This window comes from Calothrix sp. CBUCES-K 9914 (assembly GCF_059640475.1).
In genome coordinates this window covers 1-18,008 of sequence record NZ_JBXXZH010000060.1, presented here as the reverse complement: position 1 = coordinate 18,008, position 18,008 = coordinate 1, and the positions used below count along the sequence as shown (strand labels likewise).

At 38.3% G+C, this 18,008-nt stretch carries 22 protein-coding genes; 12 read left to right on the top strand and 10 right to left on the bottom strand.

Translation table 11 applies throughout. The annotated features are described in order from the left end of the window. Positions 1 to 117 precede the first annotated feature (117 nt). Positions 118 to 300: a hypothetical protein gene (locus AC2JBO_RS15940; protein WP_496954629.1), complete on the top strand. Its 183-nt coding sequence runs from the start codon at positions 118 to 120 to the stop codon at positions 298 to 300. Between the two features lie 114 nt (positions 301 to 414). After that, positions 415 to 675, top strand: a complete 261-nt coding sequence (locus tag AC2JBO_RS15935; RefSeq protein ID WP_496954628.1) for a type II toxin-antitoxin system Phd/YefM family antitoxin — start codon at positions 415 to 417, stop codon at positions 673 to 675. A gap of 79 nt (positions 676 to 754) precedes the next feature. Here the strand turns inward: AC2JBO_RS15935 and AC2JBO_RS15930 are convergent, their stop codons facing one another. Continuing rightward, positions 755 to 955 carry a hypothetical protein gene (locus AC2JBO_RS15930; RefSeq protein WP_496954627.1) on the bottom strand — a complete coding sequence of 67 codons (201 nt, stop codon included), beginning with the start codon at positions 953 to 955 and terminating at the stop codon, positions 755 to 757. Positions 956 to 1,013: 58 nt separating this feature from the next. On the opposite strand from AC2JBO_RS15930, the gene AC2JBO_RS15925 reads away from it, so the two are divergent. The 4 genes from AC2JBO_RS15925 (at position 1,014) to AC2JBO_RS15910 (ending at position 4,868) form a co-directional block, all read left to right on the top strand. Then, the gene (locus tag AC2JBO_RS15925; RefSeq protein WP_496954626.1) at positions 1,014 to 2,258 is read left to right on the top strand and encodes a DNA methyltransferase; all 1,245 of its coding nucleotides are present in this window, start codon (positions 1,014 to 1,016) and stop codon (positions 2,256 to 2,258) included. A 34-nt stretch (positions 2,259 to 2,292) separates the two neighbouring features. Next, entirely contained in the window at positions 2,293 to 2,787 is a 495-nt protein-coding gene (locus AC2JBO_RS15920; RefSeq protein WP_496954625.1) for a Bpu10I family restriction endonuclease, read from the top strand. Between the two features lie 143 nt (positions 2,788 to 2,930). Next, positions 2,931 to 3,941 carry a hypothetical protein gene (locus AC2JBO_RS15915; RefSeq protein WP_496954624.1) on the top strand — a complete coding sequence of 337 codons (1,011 nt, stop codon included), beginning with the start codon at positions 2,931 to 2,933 and terminating at the stop codon, positions 3,939 to 3,941. An 81-nt stretch (positions 3,942 to 4,022) separates the two neighbouring features. After that, positions 4,023 to 4,868 (top strand): phytanoyl-CoA dioxygenase family protein, encoded by an 846-nt coding sequence (locus AC2JBO_RS15910; protein WP_496954623.1) that lies wholly within the window; start codon positions 4,023 to 4,025, stop codon positions 4,866 to 4,868. 16 nt (positions 4,869 to 4,884) lie between these two features. On the opposite strand, the gene AC2JBO_RS15905 is transcribed toward AC2JBO_RS15910, so the two are convergent. Continuing rightward, positions 4,885 to 5,118, bottom strand: coding sequence for a hypothetical protein (locus AC2JBO_RS15905; RefSeq protein ID WP_496954622.1), 234 nt, complete (start codon positions 5,116 to 5,118; stop codon positions 4,885 to 4,887). A gap of 260 nt (positions 5,119 to 5,378) precedes the next feature. Here AC2JBO_RS15905 and AC2JBO_RS15900 point away from each other — a divergent pair, with 260 nt between their 5' ends. Next, on the top strand, positions 5,379 to 5,624 hold the full coding sequence (locus tag AC2JBO_RS15900; protein ID WP_496954621.1) for a hypothetical protein: 246 nt from the start codon (positions 5,379 to 5,381) through the stop codon (positions 5,622 to 5,624). Between the two features lie 175 nt (positions 5,625 to 5,799). Here the strand turns inward: AC2JBO_RS15900 and AC2JBO_RS15895 are convergent, their stop codons facing one another. After that, a complete protein-coding gene (locus tag AC2JBO_RS15895; protein ID WP_496954620.1) occupies positions 5,800 to 8,010 on the bottom strand; it encodes a CHASE2 domain-containing protein in 2,211 nt (736 codons plus the stop codon). A gap of 134 nt (positions 8,011 to 8,144) precedes the next feature. Here AC2JBO_RS15895 and AC2JBO_RS15890 point away from each other — a divergent pair, with 134 nt between their 5' ends. Next, the gene (locus AC2JBO_RS15890; RefSeq protein WP_496954619.1) at positions 8,145 to 8,939 is read left to right on the top strand and encodes an FkbM family methyltransferase; all 795 of its coding nucleotides are present in this window, start codon (positions 8,145 to 8,147) and stop codon (positions 8,937 to 8,939) included. Here the strand turns inward: AC2JBO_RS15890 and AC2JBO_RS15885 are convergent. From AC2JBO_RS15885 to acsF, 3 genes are all read right to left on the bottom strand, one after another. Further along, a complete protein-coding gene (locus tag AC2JBO_RS15885; RefSeq protein WP_496954618.1) occupies positions 8,919 to 9,320 on the bottom strand; it encodes a sensor histidine kinase in 402 nt (133 codons plus the stop codon). The two genes, AC2JBO_RS15890 and AC2JBO_RS15885, sit on opposite strands and share 21 nt — an antisense overlap. A gap of 94 nt (positions 9,321 to 9,414) precedes the next feature. After that, the gene (locus AC2JBO_RS15880; protein WP_496954617.1) at positions 9,415 to 10,113 is read right to left on the bottom strand and encodes a hypothetical protein; all 699 of its coding nucleotides are present in this window, start codon (positions 10,111 to 10,113) and stop codon (positions 9,415 to 9,417) included. A 76-nt stretch (positions 10,114 to 10,189) separates the two neighbouring features. Continuing rightward, positions 10,190 to 11,266 carry a magnesium-protoporphyrin IX monomethyl ester (oxidative) cyclase gene (acsF, locus tag AC2JBO_RS15875; RefSeq protein WP_496954616.1) on the bottom strand — a complete coding sequence of 359 codons (1,077 nt, stop codon included), beginning with the start codon at positions 11,264 to 11,266 and terminating at the stop codon, positions 10,190 to 10,192. 503 nt (positions 11,267 to 11,769) lie between these two features. Between acsF and AC2JBO_RS15870 the strand changes: the two genes are divergently transcribed. Then, the gene (locus AC2JBO_RS15870; protein ID WP_496954615.1) at positions 11,770 to 12,273 is read left to right on the top strand and encodes a TM2 domain-containing protein; all 504 of its coding nucleotides are present in this window, start codon (positions 11,770 to 11,772) and stop codon (positions 12,271 to 12,273) included. Positions 12,274 to 12,314: 41 nt separating this feature from the next. On the opposite strand, the gene AC2JBO_RS15865 is transcribed toward AC2JBO_RS15870, so the two are convergent. Then, positions 12,315 to 12,914, bottom strand: coding sequence for a DUF2996 domain-containing protein (locus AC2JBO_RS15865; RefSeq protein ID WP_496954614.1), 600 nt, complete (start codon positions 12,912 to 12,914; stop codon positions 12,315 to 12,317). A gap of 275 nt (positions 12,915 to 13,189) precedes the next feature. Here AC2JBO_RS15865 and AC2JBO_RS15860 point away from each other — a divergent pair, with 275 nt between their 5' ends. Beyond that, positions 13,190 to 13,438, top strand: coding sequence for a hypothetical protein (locus AC2JBO_RS15860; protein ID WP_496954613.1), 249 nt, complete (start codon positions 13,190 to 13,192; stop codon positions 13,436 to 13,438). 11 nt (positions 13,439 to 13,449) lie between these two features. Then, positions 13,450 to 13,854: a hypothetical protein gene (locus AC2JBO_RS15855; RefSeq protein ID WP_496954612.1), complete on the top strand. Its 405-nt coding sequence runs from the start codon at positions 13,450 to 13,452 to the stop codon at positions 13,852 to 13,854. Between the two features lie 113 nt (positions 13,855 to 13,967). Here the strand turns inward: AC2JBO_RS15855 and AC2JBO_RS15850 are convergent, their stop codons facing one another. The 3 genes from AC2JBO_RS15850 to thrC all read right to left on the bottom strand — a co-directional run bounded on the left by AC2JBO_RS15850 (position 13,968) and on the right by thrC (position 16,141). Further along, the gene (locus AC2JBO_RS15850) at positions 13,968 to 14,246 is read right to left on the bottom strand and encodes a Uma2 family endonuclease (protein ID WP_496954611.1); all 279 of its coding nucleotides are present in this window, start codon (positions 14,244 to 14,246) and stop codon (positions 13,968 to 13,970) included. Positions 14,247 to 14,473: 227 nt separating this feature from the next. Beyond that, entirely contained in the window at positions 14,474 to 14,749 is a 276-nt protein-coding gene (locus AC2JBO_RS15845; RefSeq protein ID WP_019494432.1) for a MoaD/ThiS family protein, read from the bottom strand. A gap of 96 nt (positions 14,750 to 14,845) precedes the next feature. Further along, positions 14,846 to 16,141, bottom strand: a complete 1,296-nt coding sequence (gene thrC, locus AC2JBO_RS15840) for a threonine synthase (protein WP_496954610.1) — start codon at positions 16,139 to 16,141, stop codon at positions 14,846 to 14,848. 164 nt (positions 16,142 to 16,305) lie between these two features. Between thrC and AC2JBO_RS15835 the strand changes: the two genes are divergently transcribed. After that, positions 16,306 to 18,008 (top strand): right-handed parallel beta-helix repeat-containing protein (locus AC2JBO_RS15835; RefSeq protein WP_496954609.1); only part of this gene is annotated, 1,703 nt, incomplete at its 3' end.

The following is an 18,008-nucleotide window of genomic DNA, read 5'->3' as shown; positions in this document are numbered from 1 at the left end:
TTTTTATAAGAAAGCTCTGCTCGCTCACATTCTGTAAAACTTGGCAGCCTATGTAAATCCTACACTTGCGTACAGGGTAAACTTATTAAGTTGTTATTTAACGTTCCGCACTCCAAAGTGGCTTACCGCATAGAGTATTCACCTGAATCAGAAACCCACTTGCTGTATTTAACTGCTCGACAACAAGCAATTGTATTGGATACTGTTGAGCAGCAACTTGCGTATCAGCCTACAGTTGAAACGAAGAATCGAAAGCCGATGCGTCCTAACTCTCTTGCTCCTTGCTCACTCCCGTATTGATAACTTGCGTGTCTATTATGATGTAGAAGAGGAGCCTCAACTAGTTGTATATATCAACGCGGTTGGGGTCAAGGAACGTAATCAAGTTCGCATTGCAGGAGAGATTTACGATTTATGAAGATTGTTGACATTACAGAGGCAAACGCTTCTTTGGCTGACTACACTGAGGGTCTTTCAGGGGAGCCTCTCATTATTACCAACAATGGCGAACCAATTGCGGCATTAGTTAACTTAGAGAATGTTGATTTGGAAACTATTTCACTTAGCACCAACCCAAAGTTTATTGAGATGATTGAGCGTTCAAGAGCGCGTCGTACAGAGGGTACTATTTCTAGTACAGAGATGCGCCGTAGATTAGGGTTAAGCGAAAGCTAATTAGAAAAATTATTTATGGATTTTTTACCTAGAGGCGCCTATAACTAATCTAAATATCCTCTAGGAAAATTCGACCTTCTTACTTTTGATTTTTTTGAGGTTTATTAATAATATTTTTAAACATTGGATTTGTGGTTAAGTTAAAGCTTTCAATATCAACATCTTCAACTGTAAACAAAGCTGCTACAGGCTGACCGTTACGAATTATAATTACTGGTTGCTCTGTTTTATCGTAGTTTACCAGTAATCTTTCAATTTCGCTGATATCAATTTCTTTCATAATTTAATAAAGTATATTCTTAAAATAACTGTCAGAAGCAATTTATTACTTTAATTATATGGTATTATCATCTAAAATTTTTAGTGACACCCCCATCAACACACAAGAAATTCCTCAGAAGCTTCTTGACATTCAAGACAAACAGCGTAGCAATCCTCTACCCTGGAAAGGGCAATTTTCCCCACAATTCATTGAGACGCTTATCAAGAAATATGCTGACAATAACAGTATTATTTTTGACCCATTTCTCGGTAGTGGAACTGTTTTGTATGAAGCGGCAAGATTTGGTATAGAAGCTCATGGAACAGAAATTAATCCAGCAGCTTTAAGGCTTGCTAGTATTTACACATTTACCAACATGTCTCAAAGAGAGCGTGATATTTATACTAATAATTTTCTTGAACAACTAAGAAGTAAAATTCCTGACGACACAATGCCGTTGTTTTATAATATAAATGTACAGAAGGATTTGGCGCCGAACGATATTAAAGAAAAACTAGTGAAACTCGCAGTCAATAGCAAGGAAGATTTGACTAAGCTTTTACATGAAATTTTGATTATATTATTAGACTTTAGTAACACAGAATTAACAAGCTTTAAAGTTTTTACCGTTGCTAATACAATCAACGCTTTTGTTAACAATTTACCTTATACAGAGAAAAGAATAAGTGTTTATAATGCTGATTCCAGAAGCGCTCCGTTAACAAAAGCTAAAGTAAATCTTGTTATTACATCCCCTCCTTACATTAATGTATTTAACTATCATCAACAATATCGAGCATCTATGGAAGCACTAGGTTGGAACCTTTTGGAGATTGCTAAATCGGAGTTTGGCGCCAACCGTAAGCATAGAAACAATAGATTTTTAACAGTTATTCAATACTGCTTAGATATGGCTGCTAATTTACAAGAAATTTTGCGTATATGTAGTGATGATAGCAGGATAATATATATTGTTGGTAGAGAATCTAATGTTAGAGGAACATCTTTTTACAATGGTGAAATACTTACAGAAATAGCTCATCATGCATTTGGGCTTGATTTATATATACGTCAAGAAAGAAAATTTTTAAATCGTTATAGGCAAATAATAAAAGAAGATATTTTACATTTTAAAAAGCATCAAGAAAAATATTGTAATCAAAATTTAGAAATAGCAAGAATAGTTGCGCTTAAATCATTAGAAGCTGCCTATACACTAGCGGATGATGATGTAAAAACTGATATTCGAGATGCTATTGTAAAAGCCGAAAAAGTAGAGCCATCACCTTACTATAATGCTGAAAAATCACGTAGCTGTTAGATAATTTGTATGAGCAAAAAAAAATATCTTTGATTTGCCTACACCACATGGGGATAAACTAGTTGCACTGCTCGATAATCAGAAACTACCTGATACAGATAAGCGATGCGTGTTAGAAGCTATTGAACGTTATAAAAACTGGATAGGAACGCTTACAAATATTAACGGAGGTCTGGAAGTTGTACCAGACATGACATATTGTTTAACATCTTATAAACGGTATATTGATGTTGAGCTAATTTTTGATAGTAAAGACGATTTTCTATATCGTCAGAAAGGCCAGTTAAAGCTAGATAACTCAATTATTGAAGAATTTCTTCCTATTTTAGTTGCAACAGTCTTTGCAGATTCATTAAAAGACAAACAACTTTATTTTGGACCAACACAATGTTTTTTATCGTTACGATTTGAATCAAAGCAGTTGACACTTCACTCCATCAAGCTGTATGAGGACGGTGTTGGGCGCCTGAGCGGGAGTACACTAACGCGAACAGCAGTTCTTTGGCAAAAAGTATTGACTAATCAATAACGAAACTCAAAATTACATTGATTACTGATGTGAGGAAAGTTTAATTGTGGTTATAATACTATCTCTAAAAATGAACTAAGCTCATGGAAAGTAAAAATTTGTGTTACGATATAAGAGCTACGTTAAGGGCTAAATAAATTTAAATGGCTCAGTACAAACACGACCGCTTCTTCAAGTTTTATATCCAATCATTATATAAAACCAAAGGGGATACTCTGCAAAATATCCAAGTCCGCAATGATGAAGACCTCGAAATAGATTTGATGTTTATAGGAGAGCTACAAAACGCGGAGTGGCTTTCTGAGAATTTAGGTTTATTTGACCAGTTAATGCAAGAACATCCAACTGTGATTGTCGAACACTACAGTTCGTATTTGGAAGAGACGGACATTAATAAATCGATTACTCGCAAAAATCTGTATTGGGATAGCAAGCAGAAAGAACTGCTAGAGAACGCCAAAACCAAACCGGAAGTAACAAGTTCTCAACAAAGTAAGAAAGAAGTAAAACAACAAATTAACAATCAAAATCCATTTACGTGGATTCTCACGGTTAATTGTAGTGAAAAACTATTGAATTTATGTGGCGCCCAACCTGCGACTGAATTCGGTGTAGGTGTATATCGAATCGCTCCAATTTTTCGGATGGGAATTGTGGTTATCAAGCAATTGGGTGATAGCTCAGAAACGATGTGGTTGAAAATGTTGGGAGACAAAGATTCTGCTACTAGTGCTTTTGAATCAATCAAGCAGCTATCGCCGACTCGCAGAGAGAAAAATGATATAATAAGTGCATGTATAAAATATTGTATTTACTTACGAGACATACCTACTGATAGCTTAACTCCAGAGGATCAAGATTTTATGAAAACAATGGAACAAATTGATGTTTGGTATGAAGAGCAAATGAACAAGGCTAGGTTAGAAGGCAAGCTAGAAGGCAAGCTAGAAGGCAAGCTAGAAGGCAAGCTAGAAGGCAATGTTGAATCAGCAATTACTATGATTAGAGTTAAGTTTGGAGCATCTGTTCTGATGCCACAGATAGCTAGTCAATTGTCCAAGCTAAACAAGCAGCAACTGGATGATTTTATAGCAGGAATGTTTAATTGGCAACAACCTCGTGAGATGCAGGAATGGCTTTCACAGTTTGTTTAATTTATAAAAACATAGGATAGGCAATTTAAGCAAATGGCAATAATAGTAAGATTAATAGTTAAAAGTTTGTAATAAAGTAGTATGCCTGAATACTTAGCTGGCAAAGAACCAACCACAGAACAATTAAATCAATGGATAGAGTCTTTTCACGCGAATGGATTTTTAGTTATTCATAATGTGTTGGCGCCTGAACTATGTCAACATCTAAAAAACGACTTAGATGAAATTATTAAAATTACTGAAGGAGAAAAGTATAACCCATCAAGAGGAATCATGAAAAAGCGGATGTTTGAGCATTCGCAACACAATTTAAATCTGTTTGCACTCGAACCAATTGTTACCTTTGCAGAGCATTTAATAGGTGGCGCCAATGGAGCAGGTTACTCTATACATGATGGACTTCCGAACGCCAATGCTGTTCACGTTATCCATAATAACTCATTTATAGTCCCAAAAAACACAGACGGGTTAAGTAAAAATACATGGCACCAAGACGATACACCCCACGTCTTATCCCTTGACGGCAAACCTTTAACAAATATTCGCCTCAATGTTCTCGCATTTACAGTCAATTATTACTTAACTGACGTACTCTCAGTAGAAAATGGACCAACACAAGTAATTCCAGGTTCACATTTATTTGGTAAATTCTGTGATGGTGATATTTCACAGTACGAAGATAAAATTCATAGCTGTTTAGGAGCAATGGGTACAGCAGTTTGTTTTAATAATCAGTTATGGCATCGCGGTTCTAGAAATTCCTCCAACATTTCCCGCTACATCACACAGGTTACATATGCAAAACGATTAGTCGGACACAAATATGAATCATGCATGAATTATCAAATGCCTAGTCATTGCTATGAACAAGCTTCGGACAGATTAAAACGACTCCTAGGATTTTTGCCAAAAGGCGCCTACAGTTGATAAAAAAGGCGTTTTGTTAAAACCCAAACAGCTTTCTTAGCTCTGTTATTGAACGCTCAATAATTTGAGGTAAGTTCTTAACCTCTTGCATTAAGTCTTGGGGAGTAAAACCAAAAACTGATAATATGACTATAAGGACAAAAACAGTTATAGCTGTACTGATGAATGTTTTTGTAACATTAAGTAAAGCTCTAAAGACAATAAGTGCAACAATTAAGGCAGCGATTAAAAGAATTATATTAGTTGGCATAACTTTACTGGTAATGTGTTTATTTACAAAATATAACGACTTACGTAAATGGCACAAACAAAACGTAGGGTGCGTGACGCTACCAAAAATTGAGAGCGTAATAATAACAATTGTAGCGTCACGCACCGGCTCCAATCGTGATAATATCTCAATATATCAATACGCCCTTAGTGATAAAAGTTAATTTAATACATAATATATTCTAAGATTTTTTACTAAGCGGCACCTACTTTTACGCGAAACCTACGTACACTTGTCTTATGACTGATCTTTGTGACGAAGCATATGTACTTTTAGACCGTATATTGGATATAATAGAGCATCTGATTCAAAAAGATATTAGATATAATTGCATAAATAAAAATAAAGCAATTCAAACTATATTTAAATACTATTATGAAAAAGTGTCTATTGAAAAAATTAAAACTATGTCTGACTTTGAATTAACAGGTCTTGTTGAAGCCGATTTAATGACGCTACTCTTGATTGATGAAGATGATATATAACATTCCGCGCATCATTGATAAAATTACTATGCATCTTTATGCATCTCTGTGTACTCTGTGTCTCTGTGGTAAATAAGACTACATCATTACTGCACAGACGAGGACGCCTATGCTACAAGTAATCGTAATGATGTATAAAATTTATTGATGTTGGGTTCGCGGAGCGTACACCAACCTACGTTAAATTGTCTAATACTTCGGATGCAGTTTGGTATCGTTCATTGAAGTGATAGCAAACCATTTTATCTAATATATCCCCTAACTTATCGCTGACTGTGACTAAATGGCGCCACTCAACATTTCCGGTATCGGGGTTAATATCCAAAGCTTGCGGTGGTATACCAGTTAAAGCTTGAATACCAATCATTCCCAAAGCGTAAATATCACTGCCCAAGCGGGGGTGTCCTGCTAACTGTTCCGGCGCCGCATATCCACGTGTGCCAATTGCTACAGTAGCTAGTTCCGTTTCATTACTAGGTGGCTGCATTTTCTTGACGGCGCCAAAGTCTATTAATACTAAATTACCATCTTGAGAGTTACGAATAATGTTGTCGGGTTTAATATCACGGTGAATAACGCGGTGTTCGTGAACAAATTTGAGAACTTGTAAGACGCTTTTGAGCATAGAAATTACATATTCTTCATCAGGAATAGCGCGCGTTGATAATTCTTTACCAAGCGTTTGCCCTTTAACATACTCCTCAACCAAGTAAAATTCGTTATTCTCTTCAAAATATGCGAGTAAATCAGGAATTTGTATATGTTTGCCTAATATTTGTAAAATCTCAGCTTCTGCATCAAATAACCTACGCGCGACTTCCATAAAACGAGTATCCCGACGCGCGGGCATTAATTGTTTGACTACACAACTTGGATTCCCTGGACGCTGAGTATCTTTGGCGACATATGTAGACCCAAAACCACCAGACCCTAGGACGCGCGTAATTTGATATCGTCCACTCAAAAGAAAATCACCGGCATTACGTTGAGGTGGAACATCAGCTACAACATCAGCATTTAACTGGGTGTTTGAAATACGAGTTGGTTCTTTGAGCAGCGCACTTAGTTGAGCTATTGCTTCCTGTTGTTTTTCGACTTGAACAATAATGATTCTTGTTTCTATTTCGGTACGATAAGCTGAATATGCCATCATACCGAAACCAGTTATTATTAATCCAATTGCGGGTGGTACTATTGGTATCCATCCTGCCTGCAAAAATAATACATAACATATTAATGACAAGGCGCCTAAACTTGTTCCACCTGCAACTAAAAACATCAGTGGGTTACGAAAACGCCAACCAACTATTCCACCTACTAGTGCCCAAAGCCACACCCATGCAATTTCAGCATAATCTGACCAATACCAAATTAAGGGCTTATTATCTAATACTGTACTGAGAATATTACTTATTACTTGTGCTTGAATCAACACTCCTGGTGTGCCTGGTGTTTGATTGGGCAAAGCACTATAAGGTGTTGAAAGTCCTCTATCAAGAGTCACACCTGTATTGCCAATAATAACTAACTTGTCTTTTATCCAGTCGGGATTGACTTGATTATTAAGAACGGATGTTAGTTTAACTTGCCGCGCGAGATAATCAGGGTGACGGTAGTTAAGCAAAATTTGATACCCGTTTGTATCCACTTTTTCATAGCTACCTGGGTTGGAATGTATGCGAGGTATAACTTTATTACCTAAAATCCAATTACCATTTTTGTCAAAAGTAAACTTAATGCCTTGTTCGTTTAAATAAGTTAATGAAGCTAACGCCGCAAATGAATATTTTGTACTGCACTTGTGATCATGTGAGTCACCGAATAGCAACGCACGGCGTACTGTACGGTCACTCAAATCAGGTATCAGGTCATTAAAACCGATATTATCTGGCAAAAGCCCTAACGATGGTGGAATTTCAGAGACTTTATAGCTGCTGAACTTACAGGCGCCTATTAGCTTTTTTTTATCCACAACTGAGGCGCCTACTTCCTCCGAAGGACGATAAAGGTTTAGACTAATAACGCGCGGTTGATAAGACTCTAACTTTGTCAGCAGTTGATTTAATGTTGTTGCTGGTAGCCGTTCATCATTGCTTGGTATATCTTCTTCCGTCACCTTCACTATTAGCAAGCGGTCATCAATCGGTTTTACTGGACGTGAGCGGAGCATTTGGTCGTATGCTGCTAACTCCAACGGTTGCAACCACTGTACATGACGGGCGCCTACAAGTAAAGCAGTCACTCCCAAACTTGCAGCTACTACCACAGGTAACTTACTTTTAGGGTTGCTTTGCACTGCTAAATCTTTCGGCTTTGAGTCAACCGTAATAGCACTATGCTTATCTTTGACAAACGCTGTACGTAGTTTTGTGAAAAGTCCATTCATTACGACGTTACGCTATTAACCAAAAGTGGTAGATGTTGCTAGTTTGGGCGGTTGCGGTTAGCATAGCCCTAGATATTTAATGTAGCAATTTATTCGCGATGTTGGAATAGTCTCATATTTCAATAGGTGTAAATATGGAACAAACTTTAAGATGGCTGATATCAAGACCTTGGCTACAACCTTTTTGGGAAAAAACGTTAAAGCTTTGTCACGCTGGCATGAACGTTGATGGTGGTTATGATATCAAAGATAGTGGCGAACAGCAGGCTCTTAAATGGTATTTTACAAAATTTCATCTTCAAAACAATATTCAAGATAATTATTGCTTATTTGACGTTGGCGCCAGTAAAGGTGAGTTTACAAACAATGCTATTGCATTATTGGGTACTAAAGCTGAGATATTTTGCTTTGAACCACAAAAAAAATGTTATGATGCTTTAATAAATAAATTTTTGCATCAAAACAATGTTATGATTTTAGGCTTTGCTTTAGGCAAAGAAAATAAAAATGGTAATATTTATTTTTCTAGTGAAGGTGAGGCAATTGCATCTTTGACACCAAATATTCTGATTCAAAATGCAGGAAACGTATACCAAAATGAAATTGCAATTAAAACCCTAGATTCATTCTGCGCTGAAAAAGGTATTTCAGTCATAGATTTTTTGAAAATCGACGTTGAAGGACACGAAATTGATGTGCTTCAAGGTAGCGAGAGAATGTTAGCGAACAATGGTATAAAATGCATACAATTTGAATTTGGTCAAACATGTTTGTCTACTAGAATATTTATGCTTGACTTCTTTGAGCTATTGAGTGATAACTATGATTTTTACCGAGTCTTGCGAAACGGAGTTTTCAAAGTCAAAAAGTATCACTATGGTTTAGAGATTTTTAAAATCACTAATTATTTAGCAATCCGCAAGGGGTAACTCAATTATAAATTCGGTTTCTTTCCCCAATGTCGAATTACAACTCAATTTACCACCATGAGTTTCCTCAACAATTTGACGCGCGATAGCTAAACCTAACCCTGTACCCTTACCAACAGCTTTTGTTGTAAAAGAGTGGCCAAAAATCTTAGATTGTACTTCTGTGGACATTCCTAAAGCATTATCTTTGATAATCACAGTAATATTTTTCTCTTGTCGTTCTGTTTTAATTGTAATTAGTTTAGGTTTAGCAACACTTTCATCAAACGAGTATTTCTGTGATTCTTCGTCAATCGCATCAATCGCATTTGCTAAAATATTCATGAATACTTGATTCAACTGTCCTAAAAAACACTTAATCGGTGGTAATGCTCCATACACTTTACTAATTTTAATTTCTGGACGGAATTCATTATACCAGGAATTTATTACGATTCGAGTTTATTATTCCCAGTTAATAGCTAATAATTTACAATTAAAGTCCCAACATATATTCTAAGATTACACCAACGCGGCTATCTTTACGGGAGCGCGCGTTTTGTTGTTCAATGTCTGTCGAAATTCTCAGCTTGCGTGTGACTGCATAGCCAACAGATAATTTTGTTAATCCAATTTCTTCGTTTGAAGCTGGCGCCACCCAACTTTGAGTTAAGGAAATATCTCCACCACCACCGCGCGATAATACTAGTAATAATTTGGCGCCTATATTTACTCCGTCCGTAGAATATCCTTCACCTTCCAAGTGACGATAACCGAAAACGGGCGCCACGTTTATATAGCTACCCAAAGGACGTAGATAATAATTTACCCAAGCACCATACCCTGAGCGTTTACCATTGAATGTCGTGTAATATTCGCCGCCAAGTGTAAATTTACTTTTACCGATGAAAATGTCTTCGGTGCCTATGTTTATTCCTGGTGCTTCGGGATGTGTGTAGCCAAAACGTAGTCGAGAACTGAAACTTGGGTCGTTTTTTATTTCTTCTAGTACGTTGGGTATTTTACGGCGCCACCTTTGTAATACTGGACTGTTAATTTCTGGACTTAAGTCTAGGTCTTGGACTTTTGTTGAGGGGGTTTGGCTTAGAGTTGGTTTTTGGGTTATACATATGCATGAAAGGAGAAGGACTAAAGTCCTTAATACAATCTTTAATACGAATATTTTTTTTAACATTGTTTATTTATATACATTAAAAGAGTGGCGCGTCTGGAGAATGGCGCCACTCTAATTTATAGCGAATTCAGGATTTTTAACGGGCTACACCGTGATTCGATGCTGCATCGATTGGTTTAATTAGATACAATTTCAAGATTTGCCAACCACTAGAAACGTAGTAAGGCAATTTTTGCAAGAATTGTAATGGTTTGGGTGTGCTGGAGTTGGCTATTTCTGTGAGTTTTTCGTTGTTTTTGACACAAACTTCTAAGCGTTTGTAAAAGTCAGGATGGTCTGTATTCAACATGACGGGGAATACACGTCCTGCGGTTTTGTTGGTTTTGTCGATGACTTCGTATTCAAACTCACGAGTGTTTAAACCAAGTGCTTCGTAAAATCCACTGCGCTGAATATCATTAAGATACATCGTCGCAAATACCGATAGTAAGAAGAAGCGACACCATAAACGCGCTTTCCAATCATTGAGCGTTTGAGGTTGCGCGCGCATTACTGCATCAAAGAAGTCACCGTGACGGTTTTCGTCTTGGCACCAATTTTCAAACCAGCGGAAAATTGGATAAATCTGATGGTTTGGATTCTTTTCGAGGTTACGGTAAATTGTGATGTAACGCCAGTATCCTATCTTCTCTGATAAATAGGTAGCGTAGAAGATGAATTTGGGTTTAAAGAATGTATAACTGCGGCTTTTTGTCAAGAAACCCAAATCGAGCGACAAATTGAAGTCAGACAGCGCTTTATTCAAAAAGCCAGCGTGACGTGCTTCATCGCGCGACATTAAATTAAAGCCCTCAGCGAGTAAAGGACTCTTATCTTTTAAACGACGACCAAGTTCTTTGTACAGTAAAAAGCCAGAGAACTCAGCGGTACAAGAACGCTCCAAAAATTCAACGAACAACTTACGAGTTTCTCCATCAATGTGGTCCCAGGATTGTTCAAATTGAGCATCCCGAACAAAGTGATGGCGGTTGTAGTCAACGCGAAACTCTTCCACAATGGCTCGTAGTTCATCTTCGTTGACCGAGAGATCCATTCGCGCCATTTCATCAAAGTCGGTGGTGTAAAATCGGGGAGTCAGGAGGGTCTCCTTCGCTGGAACCTTAGTCCCCGCACGCATTTCTTCAATACCTGGTTTTTTGAGGGAATCTACCATGTTTAAAATTGCTCTGCATGAAAGTTTTATATTTTTGAGGCACCAGAAAACGGGAGTCGTGCTTTCCAGCAGTGCGAAAAACGCTCTATGTAATGATATACAAGTATAAAACTTAGTCTACCAAGCCTTGGGTGCAAACTAGGAGGGGATAAACATTAAGAGTTGCAACAAAACTTTGTTTTAATTAGGAATCGTGCGCGAAAACTTTGTAGTTACTTACTGCTGGTCAAAAAACCAAACACCAAAAATCACCCGACCGGGTGAGTCGTTAGGGTGAAGTAAAACCAAGTGCAATGCGGGCATCGTTATAATATGAGTATCTCACATTAACTCGTACCAAGGACTTCAGTCCTTACATATCCTAAACTTATCGAAACCATTATTTAGACAAAAGGCGCCATCTATCGTACTGAATATTCGGTATATTTTATAACTAATTAACAACCGTTATCGTAGCATTATAAGCAAAAACTAACAGAATTACTTATTGAAGGATAAAAAATATGAACGCAGAAAATCTACAGGAAAAATCGAAAGACCGTTTATTCATGTCTTATGTTTTTGCTGCGGGAATGTTACTAGGTTTTGGTGGACTTCACAGACTCTACAACGGCAAAATAGGTAGCGGTGTTTTGTGGTTAATTACCGGAGGACTATTTGGAGTTGGACAAGTAGTTGATTTGTTCTTAATGCCAGATATGGTAGAAGAGCGAGAAATGCAAATGCGTCTGAAAGCTGGTTTATCACCTTATGGAGTACCGATGAATCAGTCGGTTGTAGCATCCCAAGTTTACCGTTCACCACAAGAACAGTTAATGATGAAACTAGTTGATGCAGCGGAGAAAAATGCAGGAAAACTTACCGTCACCCAAGCAGTAAAAGCTACTGGACTAGGGTTTGCACAAATCGAAGCAGCGTTAAAAGAAATGCTCAAATCTGGTTATGTCAGAGTTGATAACGACGATCATACAGGCGCCGTTACCTACCATTTTCATGAAATCGCCTAAAAAAAAGATGTAGAGACGCGACATGTCGCGTCTCTACATTTTTAATTTCTACCTAACCACTTTTGTCCATTCAAGCGGTAAACCAATCTTGATACCAACATATCAAGGGTGACTTTGCGCTCATCGATTAAAAATGATTCAAGAGTACTCGGCGCCTTACCTTCGTTGCAAGAAAAAGCCTTCTTACCTTGAATATTTTCTTCAGGGAAATATAAATTGAACTGACGGTAACCATTTTGCCAGCTACCTGCAACTTGCCAACACTCACCTAACTGTACACCCTTGAGCGGAATTGGTTGCTTGGCAAACTTGAGTGATAAATCACGTACTCCCTCAGTTGCAATAGCTTTCTGTAATGCTGGAACATAATGTTGCTCCATAAATTCCAAAAATGGCTTATCTTCAACTGCCGGAGCTTTTTCCTTTTTAGCAGCAGGTTTTTTCTCACCTGCTGGAGCTTCACCATCTTCTGTTTTCGCAGCAGCAGCTTTTTTAGCAGCAGGAGGTTTTGCTGCGTTTGGGTTATCTCCACTCACAGCTTCAGGGTCGGGAGCATTCGCTGTAGGGATATTAGTAGTTTCGGGTGAGTCAGTACCGGGAACCTTGTCCTCTGTTTGGTTTTGGTTATTTTCTTCTGCCATAGCTCGCAGTTAATCCTTATATATAGAAGATTCGAGCGATTCTCTTACGAAGACAAGAGCTAGCTCACCTGTTTGGTCATCATCCCTTATATTTTGACATAGCACAGCGAAACCGATTGATTACAATCAACAAGCCGATTGATTTAAATCTATCGATGGAATTAGACTCTCCAAGTACATAGTGGCACCGCTTAAAAGCGAAAGAGTGTACATAGCGCTCATAAATGTTAAAATTCCTAAGCTGAGATAGTACGTAATTAAGCCGACTTATAAGTGTGGAAAATTCAGACCATAGTATAGTAAATTCGTCTGACCTAGTAGAACCAATCATTTTACCCATAACTCTCTATGCATTTGGTAACAGAACATCTCCCCGTTCACCTCGACCCGGTATAGATATTGCTGTAGATAATAATTTGGTAAAACCAACTCAACCTCCAACGGGAGCTTCCACATTTGCAGAATTTGTAGAAAAATTTTTAGATTGTGGCTGGATTTACGTAGGCAAAAAAGAAATAGGATAACTAATAAAGCTATGCTTGAAACAAAATCTTACCAACCAGATACAGAAATTTGGTATCCATTGCTTGATAAAGAGAAAGCTTACACAGAAACTCGAAAAACTTTCTTAAACTGTAATAATAGAGTAGATTTAATTAGGACAGCCTTGCAAAATCCCTTAGAAAGGGCTACAGCGCTAAAAATTTTAGAGTATTTAACTAATAAAGAAAGGCACAGCTTATTTGATGAATTAATCCAATTAGCAAGTGTTGGTCATTCTGATATTGAATTAGTGCGCTCTGCTATTCTTTCATTTGAACAACAATGGCTTTTAGATAATATTGAAAATTATGCAGAGCCTATATTAAAAGATGGTACAGATGAAGAATATAGAAGATTATTAGAGCTTTATTTTATTATTGACCATCAACTGACCTAAAGACTTGTGGCAAAGGCATTAAAACACTCAGACCCTGAAATTCAGGAAGCAGGTGAAGATTTTAAGAATTATCTTAAAACTCAGCTATAAAATTTATCACAATGCTGACAGTGCTATAGTGATATTTTTTGAAAAAGTTCTGTGACAGAAATTTTGATATCTGGGAACATTAAAGGTGATATATCCCCAGTATTAAGTTCCTGTTGCGACAGATAGTTCGACGCTTGAGGATTGCGAAATATAATTAACAGCGAGTTGACTAAATCTAAAACCCAGTACTCAGGAATACCTGCTGCTGCATAAACAGGCTTTTTTGTTTCTAAGTCTTTTGCCAAAGTCGATTGTGATATTTCTACTAGTAAAAATACTTCTTCTGGACTTGGATGACGCAAACGGTAATCTAACCAAGTTCCCCCTTGAACCTTTTGCGAGGTTTAAGGTAATAGCAGGACATCACGCTTGTATTTTAGAGTTTACGGAAGGTGGGTTAGTGACGATCGATGAGTTGTAGGGGGCTGTCGGTGGGTGGCAACGCAGGCTAACAAGTCGATGAAGTGGACGGGCAAGGATGCCCATCCCACAAGACAAAATAATAACAATGAATTTTATTTTGTGATGTTCAACCACCAGCTACCGCAGGCACAATACTAACTTCATCGCCATCTTTTAGTGGAGTTGAAACACCATCTAAAAAGCGAATATCTTCACTATTTACGTAGAAATTTAAGAACCTACGAGGTTGTCCTTTCTCATCACATAAACGTTCTTTTATACCAGGACAAGCTTGTTCGAGTGATTCCAAAAGTTCGCCAACACTGTTACCTCCACACTCCAGAACAGCTTGGTTATTGGTAAATTTCTGAAGTGGGGTAGGAACTAATACTTTTACTGTCATAAAAATCAAAATCTAAAAAATAAGGAGTGCTGAGTGCTGAGTGCTGAGTGCTAAGTAATAAATTACTACTCAGAACTCAGCACTCATTACTTTTAACTAGACGAGTACTTGTTGCCATTCGAGACGGTCTAAAGTACGTGAGCGTTCTAGTGCTTGTTCAAAGCTATCAAGTTTCGCTTCGATTGTGAAGGGTTCGCCGATATAGTCTTGAACTGCTTCTTGGGTCTTCAAACCGTTACCAGTAATGTAAACAACTGTTGTTTCCTCTGGATCAATTTTACCTGCTTCGACTAATTTCTTCAGCACTGCAACGGTTGTACCTCCAGCAGTTTCGGTAAATATACCTTCGGTTTCAGCTAATAACTTGATACCTTCGATGATTTCCGCGTCGGTGACAGATTCAATATTACCATTTGTTTTGTTCGCAATATCAACGGCGTATACACCATCCGCAGGGTTGCCTATTGCAAGCGATTTTGCAATTGTATTTGGTTTGACTGGTTTAATAAAATCGCGTTTTTCTCTGAATGCTTCTGCTATTGGTGAACATCCTTCTGCTTGGGCGCCACTAAATCTTACATTCTTATCTTCTACCAAACCGACTTCTACAAACTCTTTGAAACCTTTGTAAATTTTTGTAAACAACGAACCACTTGCAAGCGGCGCCACAATATGGTCAGGTAATTCCCATCCTAATTGTTCAGCGACTTCATAGCCAAGTGTCTTTGAACCTTCAGAATAATAAGGACGCAAGTTAATATTGACAAAACCCCAACCATGTGTATTCGCCACTTCCGAACACAAACGGTTAACTTGGTCGTAGTTACCGTGAACAGCCATTAAAGTTGGGCTATATATCAAGCTACCCAGAACTTTACCTGCTTCCAAATCAGAAGGAATAAATACACAACAATCTAAACCTGCATGTGCTGCTATTGCTGCTGTAGAGTTTGCCAAATTTCCAGTGCTTGCACAAGATACCGTTGTAAAGCCTAATTCGCGCGCACGTGACAGTGCTACCGATACCACCCTATCTTTGAAGCTGAGGGTGGGCATATTTACAGCGTCATTTTTAATATAAAGTTTCTTTAAACCAAGGCGCCGCGCTAAACGTTGTGAACGAACTAGCGGAGTCATCCCTGTACCAACATCTATATAGTTATCTGTCGCAACGGGTAAGAACTGACGATAACGCCAAATCGAATTTGGACCAGCTTGAATACTTTCACGAGTTACAGTAAAGCGCAAATTACTAAAGTCGTACTTGACTTCCAAAGGTCCAAAGCACAATTCGCATACGTGTTGCGCTTTCAACTCATACTCGGCGCCACACTCTTTACACTTCAACGCCTTAGCTGTGGATGCTACCTGTGCTGTTGATACCTGTGTCATGAAAGCTTCTCCCTGTTCTTGCATCGATTTTGTTCGATGTTATCACGAGTAAAAATACCCGTCAAACATATCCGACAAAAATTGTCGGGTATAGTAACTGACAAATTTATCCGGAGAATATTAGTAAAAAAAAGAACACATAAAAAAGAAGTGTCAAAAATAACATGAATTTAATTATACCTAAAGTTATTCTTTTTCGTTTTTTTCTGCAACCAAGTAAAAACAAGTATTGTGCTGTATCGTTGTGTTCATGCTTGGTGCTTTCTACTTTGGGGAATGTCGCGACAGCACAGAAACCCACATCAGTAAGGGTAGTAGTCAACAGTAATAAAGATGGCGCCGTACAACCAGATGATACGGTGACACTACGCGAAGCTATTCAAATTGTCAACGGCGCCTTACCCATTGAAAAGCTATCTCCAACCGAAAAAGCGCAAGTTTCACAAAGTAATACACCCAGAATTGATTTCAATCTACCTTCACAACAAACGACTATTGCTCTACAAGATATTTTGCCACCATTGACGGCGCCAGGTTTAATAATTGATGGCACCACTCAACAAGGGTACAACGCGAATAAGTCGGCGACTGCGGAAATTCATATACCAGTTCCTATTGTTTCAATTACATCAGAATCAACACGTAATATTGTACGTGGATTTACGGTGGCAGCAGATAGAATCACAATACGCGGTTTGAGTATATACGGATTTACGAGTGAGCATCAACGCACTGCTAGTATTCCTCCAGCAGATATTTTTATTTCTGAAATACCAGGTGGGAATATAAAGCCTAAAGATGTTGTCATTGAAAATAACTGGTTGGGCATAGACAATAATGAAAAAATACCTGCCACGACAAGCGCGTTTGGTGTGTCGGTATTTAATGCAGTCGGCGCCACGATTCAGCGTAACCGAATTTCGTATCATGACGGTAGCGCGATAATTACCGGAGCGACCGCAAAAGCTACACAGATAAAATCCAATATTATCGTTGGTAACGGTTTAGCGGGAATGCCCGATGCTATACGCTTGGAAGGTTCTATCGATGACTCGAAAATTACAGAAAACTTGATATGCGCGAACGATGGTAGTGGTGCTTTTCTGTTCAAACCATCTGGAAGCGTTCAAATTTCCAACAACAAAATCAAATATAATGGGCGCCGTTTGCGACGCGCGGCAGTTTACTTGATGGGAAGCGACAATAAAGTTACCAATAACGAAATTACTAACCAAGCTGGCCCAGGTGTTGTTGTTACAGCTTTTCCGAACGGTGGTTCATTCCTCAACGGCGCCGCAGTTCGTAATGTAATCCAAAATAACCGCTTCGCTGACTTGGAAGGACTCAGCATTGATTTAAATACCAGAGCTAATACAGATGTTTCAGACTTTCAGCGTGGAGATGGGAAAAACCCAGTTAGGACTTCTTCCAACCGTCGTTTAGATACAGGAAACGCTGCAATAAACGCTCCTGAGTTTATATCCAAAGAATTCTTGCTCATCAATAATAAAGTTAGTATCGCAGGAACAGCGGACCCAGGTTCAGAAGTTCAAATTTATCGCGTTGGAGAAGACGGCGCCTTAAGTCAAGCCATAACGAGCATTAAAACGAATAGTAAAGGAAACTTTGAGACAACATTAGAAGCAACATCAAAAAACTTGCAACCAGGAACTTATCTTAGTGCTATCGCAACTGACCAGCGCTACGGAACTTCCGAACCTGCATACAGTGCTGTAATTACTTCAACATCACCAAAGGCGCCTCAAACCAAAGAATTAAATCAAGTGCCGGAGCTAACTCAACATCGAGGTGAAATTCCCAACTGCACAACACCCCCAACACCCCCAACATCCCCAACACCCCCTGC

Bases quoted from the DNA above. Each gene is read 5' to 3' on its own strand.
- AC2JBO_RS15935 (WP_496954628.1), top strand. From the start codon at position 415: ATGAAGATTGTTGACATTACAGAGGCAAACGCTTCTTTGGCTGACTAC.
- AC2JBO_RS15930 (WP_496954627.1), bottom strand. From the start codon at position 955: ATGAAAGAAATTGATATCAGCGAAATTGAAAGATTACTGGTAAACTAC.
- AC2JBO_RS15925 (WP_496954626.1), top strand. From the start codon at position 1,014: ATGGTATTATCATCTAAAATTTTTAGTGACACCCCCATCAACACACAA.
- AC2JBO_RS15915 (WP_496954624.1), top strand. From the start codon at position 2,931: ATGGCTCAGTACAAACACGACCGCTTCTTCAAGTTTTATATCCAATCA.
- AC2JBO_RS15910 (WP_496954623.1), top strand. From the start codon at position 4,023: ATGCCTGAATACTTAGCTGGCAAAGAACCAACCACAGAACAATTAAAT.
- AC2JBO_RS15905 (WP_496954622.1), bottom strand. From the start codon at position 5,118: ATGCCAACTAATATAATTCTTTTAATCGCTGCCTTAATTGTTGCACTT.
- AC2JBO_RS15900 (WP_496954621.1), top strand. From the start codon at position 5,379: ATGACTGATCTTTGTGACGAAGCATATGTACTTTTAGACCGTATATTG.
- AC2JBO_RS15895 (WP_496954620.1), bottom strand. From the start codon at position 8,010: ATGAATGGACTTTTCACAAAACTACGTACAGCGTTTGTCAAAGATAAG.
- AC2JBO_RS15890 (WP_496954619.1), top strand. From the start codon at position 8,145: ATGGAACAAACTTTAAGATGGCTGATATCAAGACCTTGGCTACAACCT.
- AC2JBO_RS15880 (WP_496954617.1), bottom strand. From the start codon at position 10,113: ATGTTAAAAAAAATATTCGTATTAAAGATTGTATTAAGGACTTTAGTC.
- acsF (WP_496954616.1), bottom strand. From the start codon at position 11,266: ATGGTAGATTCCCTCAAAAAACCAGGTATTGAAGAAATGCGTGCGGGG.
- AC2JBO_RS15870 (WP_496954615.1), top strand. From the start codon at position 11,770: ATGAACGCAGAAAATCTACAGGAAAAATCGAAAGACCGTTTATTCATG.
- AC2JBO_RS15865 (WP_496954614.1), bottom strand. From the start codon at position 12,914: ATGGCAGAAGAAAATAACCAAAACCAAACAGAGGACAAGGTTCCCGGT.
- AC2JBO_RS15855 (WP_496954612.1), top strand. From the start codon at position 13,450: ATGCTTGAAACAAAATCTTACCAACCAGATACAGAAATTTGGTATCCA.
- AC2JBO_RS15845 (WP_019494432.1), bottom strand. From the start codon at position 14,749: ATGACAGTAAAAGTATTAGTTCCTACCCCACTTCAGAAATTTACCAAT.
- thrC (WP_496954610.1), bottom strand. From the start codon at position 16,141: ATGACACAGGTATCAACAGCACAGGTAGCATCCACAGCTAAGGCGTTG.